This window comes from Comamonas sp. 26 (assembly GCF_002754475.1).
GTDB lineage: Bacteria > Pseudomonadota > Gammaproteobacteria > Burkholderiales > Burkholderiaceae_C > Comamonas.
Genome location: NZ_PEFL01000002.1, coordinates 302,754 through 316,690, shown reverse-complemented (window position 1 = coordinate 316,690; position 13,937 = coordinate 302,754). Strand labels below are relative to the sequence as shown.

Sequence of the window (13,937 nt, the reverse complement as noted above, 5' to 3'; positions counted from 1 at the left end):
TGAGGCTTGGGCGCTTATTTGGCGCTGAGCTTCATCTGTGATGGCGAGGCCGTGATGTAACCCACGGCGGCACCGAACTTGTCCTTGTAGTTGCTCTTGAGCAGCGGATCGAGCTGGGTCTTGACGGTGGCATGGATGCTGCCCCAGTCGCCAGCGTGCTGGAAGTTGCTCATGATGTAGGTCCAGCCGTTGATCTCGTCCACGGCGTGCAGACCGGTGGATTCACCGCCTGCGGGCACGGACAGCACGCGTGACAGCTGCTTGGTGTCCACGTTGTAGGCCCACATGAAATTGTTGACGTGCTGGCTGCTGTCCTCGCCGATGAACAGGGTGCGCATTTTTTCCGAGAACTTGAGGTTGTCGGGGTTGGCAATCTTGTTCGGGTTGGCGGTGTTGCCCAGAGCATCGCCCTTGAGGGTTTTGCCATCGCTGTCCAGCAGATCTTCGCCGGCCAGCAAGGGGGCGGTGTCCACGGGCATCCATTCGCTGTTGATGGCTGCGCCGTCGGTGTCCTTCTGGGCACCCTTGAGGTTCAGCGCCATCACCACGCCAGCCACCAGTTGCTTGGGCACGGAGACGCCGTTGCCGGGCACGTTGGCGGCGTTGCCGGCCACCATGGAGGACTGCACATTCTGCAGCGCAGAGTAGGCAATCTTGTCCTTGGCGTTGACGGTCGTGCCTTCCATCTTGGTAAAGCCCAGGCTGGCACCCTTGAAGGCGGCATAGCGGTGGGTTTCGAGGAAGGCGGCGGCCTTGTCCATGCCGGGGTTGATCTTGATCCACTCGGTCTTGCCGTTGGCCACGATCTTGGTGTAGCTGGCGTCGCTGGGGTCGGTCTTGGCCACGGTCATGATGTCCGCAGGCTTGAGCGTGTTGGCCAGGTTCTCGATTTCGGCGCTGGTGGCCGATCCCAGCTTGATCCAGGTCAGTGCTGCCGTGCTCTTGGCGGCGGGGTCGATGGAGAAACCGGCTCCGACCTTGGCGACATACAGCGAACCCGAGGACAGGTCTTTTTCCTTGTCGGCCACAAACACGAAGTAGGCGCTGTTGGTGGCGTCATCGCCCATGAGTGCGGTGCGCTGGTCGGGCATGACCTGCACGAGTTCGTGCGAGATGCGGCCCATGCAGAAATGCTTTTTGATCGTGGCAGTACCGTCGACGTTGACGATCACTTCAGGCATGTGGCCGTAGTGGTAGGGGTTGGCCTTGTTTGCATCGCCATAGAGGTTCTGGCTGTAGGCCTGGAACATGGTGTTGCTGGCGATGCTGAAGGCATCAGGCTCGTACTCTTCCGAGGACAGGTGCGTGCCCCAGGGTGAGAGGCTGGCACCGCAGGTGATCCACAGACCATGGACCTTGGAGGTGTCCACGTTGTGGTATTTCACCAGGCTCAGCTTGCCGGTAGTCTGGTCCTGGTCCAGCGTCAGCACGGCGATGGGCGAGGGCAGCTTGCCGTACATATCGGTCTTGCTGTCCTGGGCCAGAGTGGTGTATTCGAACTGCACCACGGCAAACACGGGCTGACCCTTGACGCCGTCCACCTTGGCGTTGGGCACTGTCAGCAGCGATGTGCCGTCGGGCGAATCGGAGAAGAACTGGCGCTCCTTGCCGGAGACGGTTCTGTCGATGATCTTGTTGTTGAAGATGTCGAAATAGCCACCGGAGAGAATCTTGCCGCCCTTGCCGTCCGAGACATCGTCGCCAGTCACGAAGAAGGGCTGGTAACCCAGGTCGTAGGCTTGCTCGCTCTTGTCGTCAAAAGTGACCTTGAGCTGCGATGCCACATACATGGTGGCCATATTGGCCGGCGTGGTCAGCGTGGGGGCAGCCATGCTGGTAAAGGTTGCCGAGACATAGTTCTTGGTGACTGGCGGAGTGACTGGCGGTGTGCTGTCATCATCGCCACCACCACAAGCGGCCAGCAGGCTGGAAGCCGAAATGGCCGAGCCCAGGGGGAGCAGAGGAGCGCCGGTAAACAGTTGCAGGGCCTTACGACGGCTGAGCAGATTTTGTGCCATGAGAGTTTCGCAGTGTGGGGGTGGAGCGCAGACTTGTGGGCCGCGCTTAATTGGATGAACGCCAAGGCATTGAGATGCGCGCTTTGGTCAGTCCTGCGAATCCTAGGAAACAAATATGACACCCGCATGGCTGCTTGATGACACCTTGATGAACGCCCTGTGGCGAGGCGAAGCGGGTGGCGAGGCCATTAAAAAAGCCCCGGCTTTTGGCAGAGGCTGTTGATGGCTAATGCGCCAGATTTTTAAAGATCAGAAGGCGGCGCGGCGTCGGATGCGGAGTCGACCAGAGACGGGTCAGCATCGGGTGGGCTGAAGCTATCGCGGAAGGAGAACACGATGGAGGTGAAAAACACCGCAGCCAGGGCTAGCGCCGTAGCCACCATCAGCCCGCCTGCAATGCTGCCGATGAGTGCAGCCAGAATGCCGGTGACGATGGCTAGAACCATGCCGGTGGCGATGAAGACGCCGACCCAGCACACGCCAAAGACAAAGTACGCGCCGATATTGCGGATGCAGCCCACAAAGCTGAAGAACAGCGATTTGACGGGGCTGATGCCATGCCAGTGAATGAGGGCAGGGGCATGCCAGAAGGCCAGCGACAGAGGCAGGTACAGGCACATGCTCAGCCACATGGCGGACTGGAACTCGGGCTCTTCGGCCAGCTCGCGTGTCATGGGGGTCTGGCCCAGATAGACGCTGGCGAAGTTGCCGCCATCCACAATGGTGGAGGCACCGATGATGAGCAGAAAGCCTGCGGCGTACATGCAGCCCAGCATCAACATGGAATGCAGGTGCTGGCTGCCGGAGCGAAACGACACCAGCAGCAATGCGGGCGTGGGCTTGCGGCCGTGGGCGGCTTCGGAGGCCGCCACCATCATGGTCAGCGAGATGCAGGGCAGCAGTGCCAGAGCGAGAACGGGGCCGATGAGCGGCAGGGCCGAGATCAGCGACATGCTGGCCATGCCCAGAAAGAACAGGGCGGCCAAAGCCAGAGGCTGGCTTTTGAACGTGCGCAGACCTTGTAGCACCCACTGAAGACCAGTGCGGGCGGGAACGATTTGAAGTTTCATGGAAGAGGCTGAAATACTTTTGCGAGAGCGTGCAAAAGTCGCTTCTTGCACTGTACCCGAGACGGCTTTACGGGGCCATTAATAGCCCCGTAGCACTTTGCAACTTGGGAGTAAGGCCGGGCGCTTAGTCCAGCGTCAGCGGGTGGGCAATGCGCTGGCTCAGCACGCGCTCGAAGTGCGTGGGGTCATGGGGCTGGAGCAGGGCCGCTTCACGCGGCAGGTAGAAGTCCCAGAGGCGAGAGATCCAGAAGCGCAGCGCGCCAGCACGCAGCTGGGCGTTGAGCAGTTCACGTTCGGCAGCCTTCAGCGGGCGCACGGCCTGGTAGGCCGCGAGCATGGCTTTGGCGCGCGCGGCATCGTGCGCACCTGTTGCGTGATCGATACACCAGTCGTTCAGGCAGACGGCCAGATCGAAGAGCCAGGTGTCCACGCCCGCGAAGTAGAAGTCGAAAAAGCCGGTCAGCTTGTCGCCTTCAAACATCACGTTGTCGCGGAACAAATCGGCGTGGATGGGGCCACGCGGCAGGGCCGCATAGGCCGCCGATGCGGCAATGTGGTTCTGGTATGCCAGCTCTGCACGCAGCAGGCCAGCTTTTTGCTCGTCCAGGTGCGGCAGGACCACGGGCACGGTCTCGTTCCACCAGAGCAGGCCGCGTAGATTGGGCTGGTTGCGTTCGTAGTTCTGGCCTGCCAGATGCATGCGCGCCAGCATGTCGCCCACAGCGGCGCAATGCACGGGCTGGGGAGTCAGCTGGCTCTTGCCAGCCAGTCGATTGACGATGGCCGCAGGCTTGCCGCAGACCTTGAGCAGAATGTCGCCGCTGCGTGTTTCGCCTTGCGGGTCTGGCACGGGGATGCCGGCCTGTGCCAGATGCTTCATCAGGTACAGGTAAAACGGCAACTGCTCAAAGCTAAGGCGCTCGAACAGAGTCAGCACATACTCACCCTGATCCGTCGTCAGAAAGTAATTGGTGTTTTCAATGCCGCCTTGAATGCCGCGCAATTCTTTGAACGAGCCAAGGGACAGGCGGCGCAGCAGGTCGCGCGCATCTTTATCGGAAACTTCGGTGAAAACAGCCATGGTGAATGCGCCGGCCTGTAACAGTCGGCCGAGCTAACAGGTGATGGGTTCTATACGCAACAGGGCAGTGCTGTGCTGCACTGCCCTGTCATAAATGGGAAAAGCGCGCGGCGCTTCAGAACTTGATGAAGTTCCAGACTCGGGTGCCCGTGGTGTCGCCGCTGTTGTTATTGCGGTTACGCGCTGCACGGGCGCCGTCGTTTGACTGCACCTCGTACTCTGGCATGGAGCCCACCTTGGGTTGCACGGTAATGCTCTGGGTCTGGCCGCCGACACGGGTTTCATCGACACGGCTGCCGCCGTCTTCCACGCGGATATGTTCAATCCGCTGGTTGTGCTTGCCGGTGGGCGCCGAGTTGTCCTCTTGCCCCTGGGGCGCAGGAGCGACCACGGTTTCTGCCGGGGCAGGAGTGGGGGACTGGGCCAGAACGGATCCGGCAGCCAGGCTCAGAATGATGAAAAGTGGTGCAGCGCGCATGATGTACCGATTGTAGGGCGTCTTCGAATTGTCACACTGGGTGCTACCTGTCTTTGAGGCTGGGACCTACAGCGTCGGCTCGCGTGCACAATTGGCGGCTATGAGCAATTCCAAGACCCTGGTGCTGGTGGACGGTTCCAGCTACCTCTACCGCGCCTACCATGCCATGCCCGATCTGCGGGCCATTCCCGGCGACCCGGCCAGCCCCGCCACGGGCGCCATTCGCGGCATGGTGAACATGATGCAGGCGCTGAGGAAGGATGTGCAGGGCGACTATGCGGTGTGCGTGTTTGATACCTCAGGCCCCACCTTCCGCGATGCCATGTACGACCAGTACAAGGCCACGCGCTCGCCCATGCCAGACGATCTGCGCAGCCAGATTGAGCCCATCCACGAAGTGGTGAAGCTGCTGGGCTGGAAAGTGGTGGCTGTGCCCGGCGTGGAAGCCGACGATGTGATCGCCACGCTGGCGCAGATGGCGGCGGCCCAGGGCATTAACGTCATCGTCTCCAGCGGCGACAAGGACTTGAGCCAGCTGGTGAACGAACATGTCACCATCATCGACACCATGAATGGCAAAAAGCGCGACGTGGCCGGGGTGACCGCAGAGTTCGGCGTGCCCCCGTCGTTGATGGTCGACTTTCAGGCGCTGGTGGGCGACACCGTGGACAACGTGCCCGGCGTCACCAAGGTCGGCCCCAAGACCGCTGCCAAGTGGCTGGAAGAGCACGGCACGCTAGAAAACTTGATAGCTAATGCCGCAGGTATCAAGGGCGTTGCAGGCCAAAACCTGCGTGATGCGATAGCCAGCGGCCAGCTGGCGCTGAGCCGTCAGCTGGTGACCATGAAGACCGACTGCGATCTGGCGAACTACATCAGCGGCCTCCCCCAGCTGGACGACGTGGTCCTAGCCGAGCCAGACAACGCGGCGCTGGTGCCGTTTTATGAAAAATACGGCTTCAAGGGCCTGGCGCGCGCGCTGGGTTCTACGGTTTCTGAAGCGCTTCCCGCAAAAGCCGCCAAGCCTGCCAAGGCCAGCAAGGTTGACACCGCCCAAGGTGGTCTTTTTGATGTGGATGACGCACAAGCCACTGAAGTGGCCGTGGCCGCCCAGCAGCGCGACGTGGTCTACACCACCATCTTGACGCAAGCGCAACTGGACGAATGGCTGGCCAAGATCCACGCCGCCGAGCTGACCGCCATCGACACCGAAACCGATTCGCTGGACGAAATGCGCGCGCAGATCGTCGGCATCAGCTTTAGCGTGGCCATTGGCGAAGCCGCCTATATTCCGCTGCGCCACGAAGGCATGGACGTGCCCGAGCAGCTGGATATGAACAGCGTGCTGGCCAAGCTCAAGCCTTGGCTGGAAGACGGCAGCAAAAAGAAGCTGGGCCAGCACGTCAAATACGACCAGCATGTGTTTGCCAACCATGGCATTACCGTGCGCGGCTATGCGCACGACACCATGCTGCAAAGCTATGTGCTGGAAGCCGACCGCCCCCACAACCTGACCAGCCTTGCGCTGCGCCACACCGGCCGCACTGGCATCAGCTACGAAGACCTGTGCGGCAAGGGCAAGGGCCAGATTCCGTTTGCGCAGGTGCCGGTCGACAAGGCGGCTGCCTATAGCTGCGAAGACTCGGACCAGACGCTGAACGTGCATCAAGTGCTGTGGCCGCAGATTCAGGCCAACGCCGGTCTGCTGCATATTTATGAGCTGGAAATGCAGACCAGCGAAGCGCTGTTTCGCATCGAGCGCAACGGCGTGCGCATTGATGCGGGCGAGCTGGCACGCCAGAGCAATGATCTGGGTGCGCGCATTTTGAAGTTGGAGGAAGAGGCGTACGAAATTGCGGGCCAGCCATTTAATCTGGCCAGCCCCAAGCAACTGGGCGAAATCTTCTTCGACAAGCTGGGCATGCCCGTGGTGAAGAAAACCGCCACCGGCGCGCGCAGCACCGACGAAGAAGTGCTGGAAAAGCTGGCCGAGGACTATCCGTTGCCTGCCAAGCTGCTGGAGCACCGCAGCCTGTCCAAGCTCAAAGGCACTTACACCGACAAGCTGGCGCAGATGGCCTTGCCCACCGATGGCCGCGTGCACACCCACTACGCCCAGGCCGTGGCCGTGACCGGGCGTTTGTCCAGCAACGACCCGAACTTGCAGAACATTCCCGTGCGCACCCCCGAAGGCCGCCGCGTGCGCGAAGCCTTTGTTGCGCCTGAGGGCAAGCTGATCGCCAGCGCCGACTACTCGCAGATCGAGTTGCGCATCATGGCCCACCTTTCGGGCGACGAGGCCTTGCTCAATGCCTTCAAAAACGGTCTGGACGTGCACCGCGCCACCGCCGCCGAAGTGTTTGGCGTGACGGTGGACGAGGTGAGCAGCGAGCAGCGCCGCTACGCCAAGGTCATCAACTTTGGGCTGATTTACGGCATGAGCAGCTTTGGTCTGGCCAAAAATCTGGGCATTGAAACCAAAGCCGCCGCGGCATACATCGACAAATACTTTCAGCGCTATCCCGGCGTGAAGCGCTATATGGATCAGACCGTGGAGCTGGCCCACGCCCAAGGCTATGTCGAGACCGTGTTTGGCCGCCGCCTGGTACTGCCCGAAATCAACGGCGGCAACGGCCCGCGCAAAAAAGCCGCAGAGCGCGCCGCCATCAACGCCCCCATGCAGGGCACAGCGGCGGACTTGATCAAAAAGGCCATGGTCGCCGTGCAGGCCAGGCTGGATGCGGAAAAGCCCGAGGTGCTGGTCATCATGCAGGTGCATGACGAACTGGTGTTCGAGCTGCCCGAGTCGGCCAGGGAATGGGTGAAGGCCGAGATTCCCGCCATCATGGCCGGTGTGGCTGATCTGGCCGTGCCGCTGCTGGCCGAGATCGGTTTTGGCGAGAACTGGGAAAAAGCGCACTGATGCGCTTTTCACCGTAGGCTCACTGAGCCTTTCGCGCCAAGCGCTTTTAAAAAGTGAGCTTCTAGCGTAAGCAAACAGGGCATTTCAGATGATTTCATGTCTGAAGTGCCTTATTTACATGCGCCAGCTGCTATTGAAATGATTTGAGGATTCTTTGTTCAAAGACTTTGCAATGACACCTGCCGTACGCATGGGGCTCTCCATTTCGGTGGCCACCGGCTTGTACGGCATTTCTTTTGGTGCCTTGTCCGTGGCGGCGGGGCTCAATATCTGGCAGACCATGGCCTTGAGCGCATTGATGTTCACGGGCGGCTCGCAGTTTGCGTTCATCGGTGTGATTGCCGGTGGTGGCAGTGGTCTGGCGGCCGTGGGGGCTGCCACGTTGCTGGGTGTGCGCAATGCGATTTACGGCATGCAGATGAGCCGCTTGCTGGGCGTCAAAGGGCTGCCGCGCTGGCTGGCTGCGCACTGGACGATTGATGAGTCTGCGGCAACCGCATCCGGGCAGGAAGAGCTGGGTGAGCAGCGCCGTGGCTTCTGGGTGGCTGGCGCAGGTGTGTTTTTGCTGTGGAACCTGTTTACCTTGCTGGGTGCGCTGATGGGCAACGCACTGGGCGATACGCGTCGCTTTGGCTTGGATGGTGCGGCTGTAGCCGCCTTTCTGGGCTTGCTCTGGCCGCGCCTGAATGCGCGCGAGCCGGTGGCTCTGGCGCTGGCTTGCGGGTTGGTGACGGCGATTGCCATTCCTGTGGTTCCGGCAGGCGTGCCCATTTTGCTGGCCGCTGCAGTGGGCGCGTTCTGGGGCTGGGTCAGGCCATCGGAGGCAAAGCAATGACGCTGTCTTTATGGCAATGGATTTTGCTGGCCTGTGCGCTGGCTTTTGTGACCAAGCTGCTGGGCTATAGCTTGCCCGAGCGCTGGATGCGCAGCCCGCGCATGGCCCAGGTGGCGGCCAGCCTGACGGTGGCGCTGCTGGCTGCGTTGACGGTGATGAATACCGTGGCCAGCGGCACGCAGCTGACGCTGGATGCCCGTTTGGGCGCTTTGCTGGTGGCTGCGATTGCACTGTGGCTGCGTGCCCCGTTCCTGCTGGTGGTGGTGCTGGGGGCTGCCGCTTCGGCGCTGCTGCGCTGGCTTGCTTGAATGGGCAGGCTTTAGACTGCATGGCGCAGGCGGCTGGCTGATTGCACTGCCGTGGCTTGAGATTCCATCAACCAGAGGAGGATTCATGAAGTACGAAGACATCGCTCAGGATATGAAGGGCCTGCTTGGCGCCAATGCCGACGCTCCACCCAGTCGCCGCGCTGCGTTGCGGGCCGCTCTGGGCGCGGGACTTGGCGTGGGTTATGCCAGCGTGGCCGGGCCGGTGATGGCGCAGACGGCGATCAAGACCTCTGCCGATGGCCTGACGGCGGGCGAGGTGAGTATTGATGTCCACGGCTTCAAGCTGCCAGCCTATCGCGCCGCGCCTGCGGGCAAAAAGAATCTGCCAGTGGTGCTGGTTATTTCTGAAATCTTTGGCGTGCATGAATACATTGCCGACACCTGCCGCCGACTGGCCCTCGAGGGCTATATGGCGATTGCGCCCGATTTATTTGTACGCCAGGGCGACCCCATGGCCTATGGCGAGATGGCCAAGCTGATGAGCGAGGTGATTGCCAAGGTGCCCGATGCGCAGGCGATGGGTGATCTGGATGCGGCCGTGCAATGGGCAGGTGCCAACGGTGGCGATGCGAGCAAGCTGGCCATTACGGGCTTTTGCTGGGGCGGGCGCATGACCTGGCTGTACGCTGCGCATGGCCCGGTCAAGGCGGGCGTGGCCTGGTATGGGCGTCTGCAGGGCAACAAGAATGAGCTGCAGCCAACGTTCCCGATTGATCTGGTTGCCAAGCTCAAGGCCCCGGTGCTGGGCCTTTATGGCGGCAAGGACACGGGCATTCCGCAAGAGTCGGTAGACGCGATGAAGGCCGCACTCAAGAGCGGCTCAGCGGCGGCCAAGATATCGGAGTTTGTGATCTACCCCGATGCCCCCCATGCTTTTCATGCGGACTACCGTCCCAGCTACCGTGAGCAAGCGGCGAAAGATGGCTGGGCGCATATGCTGAGCTGGTTCAAGAAACAAGGCGTGGCCTGATTTTGTGATCGGGGGGGGTTGACAGCTTTGCTAAGGTGAAAGAAGTCCCGGTGCGTGATCCATGCATGATGCGCATCCGGGGCTGACGGTATGGGGATAGTCAGATGGAGCCGCTCAGGCTGTCACATTCTGCGAAAATCCCCGTGTTTCGCCTGAAAAGGTTGCGGTTAAGCCACATAAAGCTATGACATTGGTAGCAATTATTCTGGCCACCCTGGCTGCTGGTATCGGCAGTGTCTGGGTGGCCGCGTTGTTAATGAGCCTCGGAGGAGGTCGAACGCCCGGGGTCATGCCTCAGCGCCTGCTCAGTCTCGCTGCGGGCGCATTGCTGGCTACGGCCTTCATGCATTTGCTGCCCGAAGCGTTTGAAAGCCACGGCAAGGCACACGATTTATTTGTGGTGCTGCTGGTCGGGTTGGTGTTTTTCTTTCTGCTGTCCAAGGCCGAGCTGTGGCACCACGGCCATGAGCATTCGCATGGCCATGACCACGGAGATGTGCATGCGCATGAGCAGGGCGATCATTCGCATGATCACCACGAGTCTCATGGTCATGCCCATACCAAGGGCGGCTGGGCCATTCTGACGGGCGACAGCGTGCATTGCTTTGGCGATGGGGTGCTGATTGCCTCGGCCTTCATGGCGGATATTCGTCTGGGTTTGATTGCCGCGTTGTCGGTGCTGGCCCACGAGGTGCCGCACCACATGGGCGATATCGTGGTGCTGCGCCAGTCCAGCAGCAACCGCCGCGTGGCCTTGATCAAGGTATCCATGGCCGGTGCCGTGACCACGCTGGGCGGTGTGGCGGGCTACTTCCTTATTGGCCAGCTGCATGATTTTCTGCCGTACTTTTTGACGATTGCGTCGAGCAGCTTTATCTATGTGGCGCTGGCTGACTTGATTCCGCAGCTGCAAAAACGGCTGAGTGCCAAAGAGACGGCTGCGCAAGTCTTCTGGCTGCTGGTGGGAATTGTGGTGGTGACGGTGATGAGTGGAGCGGCCCACAATCATGCGCACGACCACGAACACGAGCATGCACATGAAGGCGCGGCAGAGGCCGTGCATTCACACGATGCAGAGAAAAAGCACACGCATTGATAGCGCGTGCCATCCCAACAAAAAACCGGCTCAATCAGGCCGGTTTTTTGTTGGGAGAAGCGAGTCAAGCTCCGTCTTTGAGTTCGGTCTTGACGAGTGCCAGCTGGCGGCGCGATACGGGTAACAGCTCTGGTATGCCTTGCAGGCGCAGGCCCCAGCCTTCGCCTTCCTCCGGGTCGTCATATTTTTCCAGCCCCCGCAGGGCGGCGCGCAGCACCAGTGCATTGCGGTGAATGCGCAGCAGCTGCTCGCAGTGGCGGGTTTCGAGATCGGCCAGTGCGCCATCCAGAATGTAGTTGCGCTGCACGGTACGCACGGTGATGTATTTTTGCTCGGCCTTGAGAAAGCGTACCTCAGACAGCGGCAGCCGCAGCGTGCCGCCACGCTCTTGAATCAGCAGCACGGGGCCGCTTTCCACCACGCTGAGGGTACTTAGTGCGCGCTCTGCTTTTTGCAGGGATTGCTGCAGGCGCTCCAGCCGCACAGGCTTGGTCAGGTAGTCCAAGGCATCCAGCTCAAAGGCTTGCACGGCGTGGTTGGCGTGGGCCGTCACAAACACAGTGGCTGGCGGGTTGGGCATGCTGTTCAGCGTCTGCGCAAACTGCAGACCGTCCTGGCCGGGCATGTGAATATCCAGCAGCACTAGCTGCACGGGCGTGGGCTGTGCCGTTTGCAAAATGCGCAGGGCTTGCTGTGCATCTGCGGCTTCTTGCAGCAGGTGCGGGCCATGGGCGCAGTCGCCCAGCAGAGTACGTAGCCTTCCCCGGGCCAGAGCTTCGTCGTCAACGATCAGAATGTGCATGGCGAGATTCTCCCGGGTTTAAGAGGTCTGCGGCAAAGGCACGCTCAGGCGCACCACATACAGCCCGTCGCGCGCGCGGGCGCTGAAGCTACCTTGCAGATCGTGCAGCAGTGACAGTCTGGCCCTGACGTTTTCCAGTGCAATGCCGCTGCCTGAGGTGGGGGTGGTTGAAGGCGTGGCCGGTATGGTGTTGATGATTTGAATCAAGGCCTCGTTGCCTCGCTTTTCCGTACGCACCTGCAGCTTGCCGCCACGCGGGTTGGGCTCCACGCCGTGGCGAATGGCGTTTTCAACCAGGGGCTGCAGCAGCAGTGGCGGCAGCAGTGCGCTGTGCACGCTTTCATCCAGCTGCCACTGAATTTGCAGGCGCTCGCCAAAGCGCACCTGCTCTATGGACAGGTAGCGCTGGGCCAGCTCAATCTCTTGCGCCAGTGTGGTTGTGAGATTGGGCTCGGCCAGTGCGTAGCGAAACAGGTCGCTCAAATCTTCCAGTAGTGCCTCGGCCTTGGCCGGTTCGGCGCGCACCAGCGCGATGGCGCTGTTGAGGGTGTTGAACAGAAAGTGCGGGCGTATGCGCGATTGCAGCTCGGTCAGGCGGGCCTGTGTCTGCGCGGGCGTATTGCCGCGAGCCCGCAGCACCAGTGCGGTCACCAGCAAGGCGGCCAGCAGGCCGCCGGTGACTGCGCTGGCCAGCCAAGGGGCTTTTCCAACGCTGACAAACTGCAGCATTGCGCAGGCATAAAGCCCGGCAAGCGCGCCCAGCAGCACCCCTGCCAGATACTGGCCGCGTGTGCCCAGTCGCTGCAACTGGTGCTTGAGGCTGCAGGCCGTAATCAGCCAGACCAGGGTGCCGGGCAGGCAGGCACCGGTGAGCAGGGCGGTGGAGGAAAACCATTCCCAGATCGAATCCGCACCGTAAATGGCGACGGTGCCCACCACGACTTGCACAAACAGCACGGCACGCAGCACCACACCGGCATTGCAGGCATCAAACACCAGCGCGCTGCGTGGTGAGATGGAGTGAGCGGTGACAGGGGAAATGGGCACAGGCTGTTTGAAGCAGGACGATGCCTTGGATTATTGGCCGATAGCCTTGTGCGCAGGCGCAATCAGTCCGTTATCAGCCCGATATATGTCGGTTTGTTGCATCAGCACTTGCGCTGCCGCAGTGCTTGCTTAAACGTTTTTCACGGCCTTGAACCGTTTGAGCGACCAGACCACGCCGGCCAGAATCAGCACGATAGGTGCCAGCTCGCTGGCCTGCGGCAGGCGTTGCTCATAGAGATAGTGGTAGGCCAGTGCAAACAGCGTCTCAAACACCAGCAACTGCCCCACAAAAGTGATGGGCAGGCGCTCGCTGGCGGCATTCCACATCCAGTTGCCCAGCCATGACGAGAAGATGGCAACAGCCAGGTTCAGCAACCAGAACATCTGCCAGCGCTCGGGTGCGATGGCGGGTGCATCGGTCTCGGGTGACACCAGCCACAGCAAGGCCCAGAGCAGGGCGCTGATCAGCCCCACCACCAAACCCCAGAGCGTGGACCATTGCGTGCCGTTGAACTGGCTTTGCGCCAGATAGCGGGTGTTGTCCAGTGCATAACGGCTCCAGCAGATCACCGCCAGAACAGCCAGCAGCACGCCCAGCAAATAGCGGCTCTGGCTGCCCTCAGGCGCGGCAGTCAGCGCGTGGGCGTTGATGAGCACAATGCCGGCCAGAATCAACGCCATGGGCGACAGCATGCGGCGCAGCGGAATCGCGCCGCTGGTGTTGCGGCCCAGCAGCGGCACGGTGACGGGAACCAGGCCCACGATCAGCGATGTGACGGCCATGCCAATCCACTGCACCGAGGTGGCGACGAGTGCGAAATACACCACATTACCCGTCAGCGCTAGCCAGATCAGGTGCCAGATATCGGCTTTTTGCAGCTTGGGCAGCAGTTGTGCCGCCTGGGGCAAAAAAATACACAGGGCCACCACGCCATACAGCACAAAGCGGCCAAAGGTGATTTGCAGCGGGGAGAACTCCGGCAGCATGGCCGGCACCAGAAAAATAGCGCCCCAGAGCGCGCAGGCGGCCAGAGCAAAGCCCAAGCCAGAAATCAGGGAAGAACGGGAGTGCATGCCGGGGCGGCGCACAAGCCTTGAAGGCTGCGGCCAGTGAGAAAGAAAGCGAAGACGGCGCGATTTTCTGCGCAAGGCAAAAACCAGAGCACAGCAGCCAGATTCACAGGGTTTAAGCTAAATTGCCTTGTAGCGCTTATACATCAATCGCTTGCAGCTATTGAAATGTGAGTAACTGTTGAATGAAAACTGCTTTGTCGCAGTTGAAGGCAAT

11 protein-coding genes and 1 pseudogene are annotated in these 13,937 nt (G+C 60.9%); 5 read left to right on the top strand and 7 right to left on the bottom strand.

What is annotated here, in order from left to right:
- Positions 1-14 precede the first annotated feature (14 nt).
- The 4 genes from CLU84_RS15980 to CLU84_RS15965 form a co-directional block, all read right to left on the bottom strand.
- The gene (locus CLU84_RS15980) at positions 15-2,018 is read right to left on the bottom strand and encodes a PhoX family phosphatase (RefSeq protein WP_099738304.1); all 2,004 of its coding nucleotides are present in this window, start codon (positions 2,016-2,018) and stop codon (positions 15-17) included.
- A gap of 242 nt (positions 2,019-2,260) precedes the next feature.
- A complete protein-coding gene (locus CLU84_RS15975; RefSeq protein ID WP_099738302.1) occupies positions 2,261-3,088 on the bottom strand; it encodes a BPSS1780 family membrane protein in 828 nt (275 codons plus the stop codon).
- 124 nt (positions 3,089-3,212) lie between these two features.
- Positions 3,213-4,169 carry a homoserine kinase gene (locus tag CLU84_RS15970; protein WP_099738300.1) on the bottom strand — a complete coding sequence of 319 codons (957 nt, stop codon included), beginning with the start codon at positions 4,167-4,169 and terminating at the stop codon, positions 3,213-3,215.
- A gap of 115 nt (positions 4,170-4,284) precedes the next feature.
- Positions 4,285-4,647 (bottom strand): hypothetical protein, encoded by a 363-nt coding sequence (locus CLU84_RS15965; protein ID WP_099738299.1) that lies wholly within the window; start codon positions 4,645-4,647, stop codon positions 4,285-4,287.
- 100 nt (positions 4,648-4,747) lie between these two features.
- Here CLU84_RS15965 and polA point away from each other — a divergent pair, with 100 nt between their 5' ends.
- The 5 genes from polA (at position 4,748) to CLU84_RS15940 (ending at position 10,800) form a co-directional block, all read left to right on the top strand.
- Positions 4,748-7,570, top strand: a complete 2,823-nt coding sequence (gene polA / locus CLU84_RS15960) for a DNA polymerase I (protein WP_099738297.1) — start codon at positions 4,748-4,750, stop codon at positions 7,568-7,570.
- A 172-nt stretch (positions 7,571-7,742) separates the two neighbouring features.
- Entirely contained in the window at positions 7,743-8,405 is a 663-nt protein-coding gene (locus CLU84_RS15955) for an AzlC family ABC transporter permease (protein ID WP_099739070.1), read from the top strand.
- Positions 8,402-8,713, top strand: coding sequence for an AzlD domain-containing protein (locus CLU84_RS15950; protein WP_099738295.1), 312 nt, complete (start codon positions 8,402-8,404; stop codon positions 8,711-8,713). The genes CLU84_RS15955 and CLU84_RS15950 overlap by 4 nt, the downstream gene beginning before the upstream one ends.
- Before the next feature lie 85 nt (positions 8,714-8,798).
- Positions 8,799-9,704 carry a dienelactone hydrolase family protein gene (locus CLU84_RS15945; RefSeq protein ID WP_099738294.1) on the top strand — a complete coding sequence of 302 codons (906 nt, stop codon included), beginning with the start codon at positions 8,799-8,801 and terminating at the stop codon, positions 9,702-9,704.
- 184 nt (positions 9,705-9,888) lie between these two features.
- Positions 9,889-10,800 (top strand): ZIP family metal transporter, encoded by a 912-nt coding sequence (locus CLU84_RS15940; RefSeq protein ID WP_099738292.1) that lies wholly within the window; start codon positions 9,889-9,891, stop codon positions 10,798-10,800.
- A 64-nt stretch (positions 10,801-10,864) separates the two neighbouring features.
- Here CLU84_RS15940 and CLU84_RS15935 read toward each other — a convergent pair whose 3' ends face one another.
- The 3 genes and pseudogenes from CLU84_RS15935 to CLU84_RS15925 all read right to left on the bottom strand — a co-directional run bounded on the left by CLU84_RS15935 (position 10,865) and on the right by CLU84_RS15925 (position 13,723).
- Positions 10,865-11,602, bottom strand: a complete 738-nt coding sequence (locus CLU84_RS15935) for a LytTR family DNA-binding domain-containing protein (protein ID WP_099738290.1) — start codon at positions 11,600-11,602, stop codon at positions 10,865-10,867.
- A pseudogene (locus tag CLU84_RS15930) lies at positions 11,583-12,649 on the bottom strand (sensor histidine kinase). Before CLU84_RS15930 ends, CLU84_RS15935 begins: the two are co-directional and overlap by 20 nt.
- 129 nt (positions 12,650-12,778) lie before the next feature.
- A complete protein-coding gene (locus CLU84_RS15925; protein ID WP_099738287.1) occupies positions 12,779-13,723 on the bottom strand; it encodes a DMT family transporter in 945 nt (314 codons plus the stop codon).
- Between the last annotated feature and the right edge of the window lie 214 nt (positions 13,724-13,937).

Excerpts from the sequence above, each read along its gene's own strand:
- CLU84_RS15970 (WP_099738300.1), bottom strand. The coding sequence starts at position 4,169 with ATGGCTGTTTTCACCGAAGTTTCCGATAAAGATGCGCGCGACCTGCTG.
- CLU84_RS15935 (WP_099738290.1), bottom strand. The coding sequence starts at position 11,602 with ATGCACATTCTGATCGTTGACGACGAAGCTCTGGCCCGGGGAAGGCTA.
- CLU84_RS15950 (WP_099738295.1), top strand. The coding sequence starts at position 8,402 with ATGACGCTGTCTTTATGGCAATGGATTTTGCTGGCCTGTGCGCTGGCT.
- CLU84_RS15980 (WP_099738304.1), bottom strand. The coding sequence starts at position 2,018 with ATGGCACAAAATCTGCTCAGCCGTCGTAAGGCCCTGCAACTGTTTACC.
- CLU84_RS15955 (WP_099739070.1), top strand. The coding sequence starts at position 7,743 with ATGACACCTGCCGTACGCATGGGGCTCTCCATTTCGGTGGCCACCGGC.
- CLU84_RS15945 (WP_099738294.1), top strand. The coding sequence starts at position 8,799 with ATGAAGTACGAAGACATCGCTCAGGATATGAAGGGCCTGCTTGGCGCC.
- CLU84_RS15940 (WP_099738292.1), top strand. The coding sequence starts at position 9,889 with ATGACATTGGTAGCAATTATTCTGGCCACCCTGGCTGCTGGTATCGGC.
- CLU84_RS15965 (WP_099738299.1), bottom strand. The coding sequence starts at position 4,647 with ATGCGCGCTGCACCACTTTTCATCATTCTGAGCCTGGCTGCCGGATCC.
- CLU84_RS15975 (WP_099738302.1), bottom strand. The coding sequence starts at position 3,088 with ATGAAACTTCAAATCGTTCCCGCCCGCACTGGTCTTCAGTGGGTGCTA.
- polA (WP_099738297.1), top strand. The coding sequence starts at position 4,748 with ATGAGCAATTCCAAGACCCTGGTGCTGGTGGACGGTTCCAGCTACCTC.
- CLU84_RS15925 (WP_099738287.1), bottom strand. The coding sequence starts at position 13,723 with ATGCACTCCCGTTCTTCCCTGATTTCTGGCTTGGGCTTTGCTCTGGCC.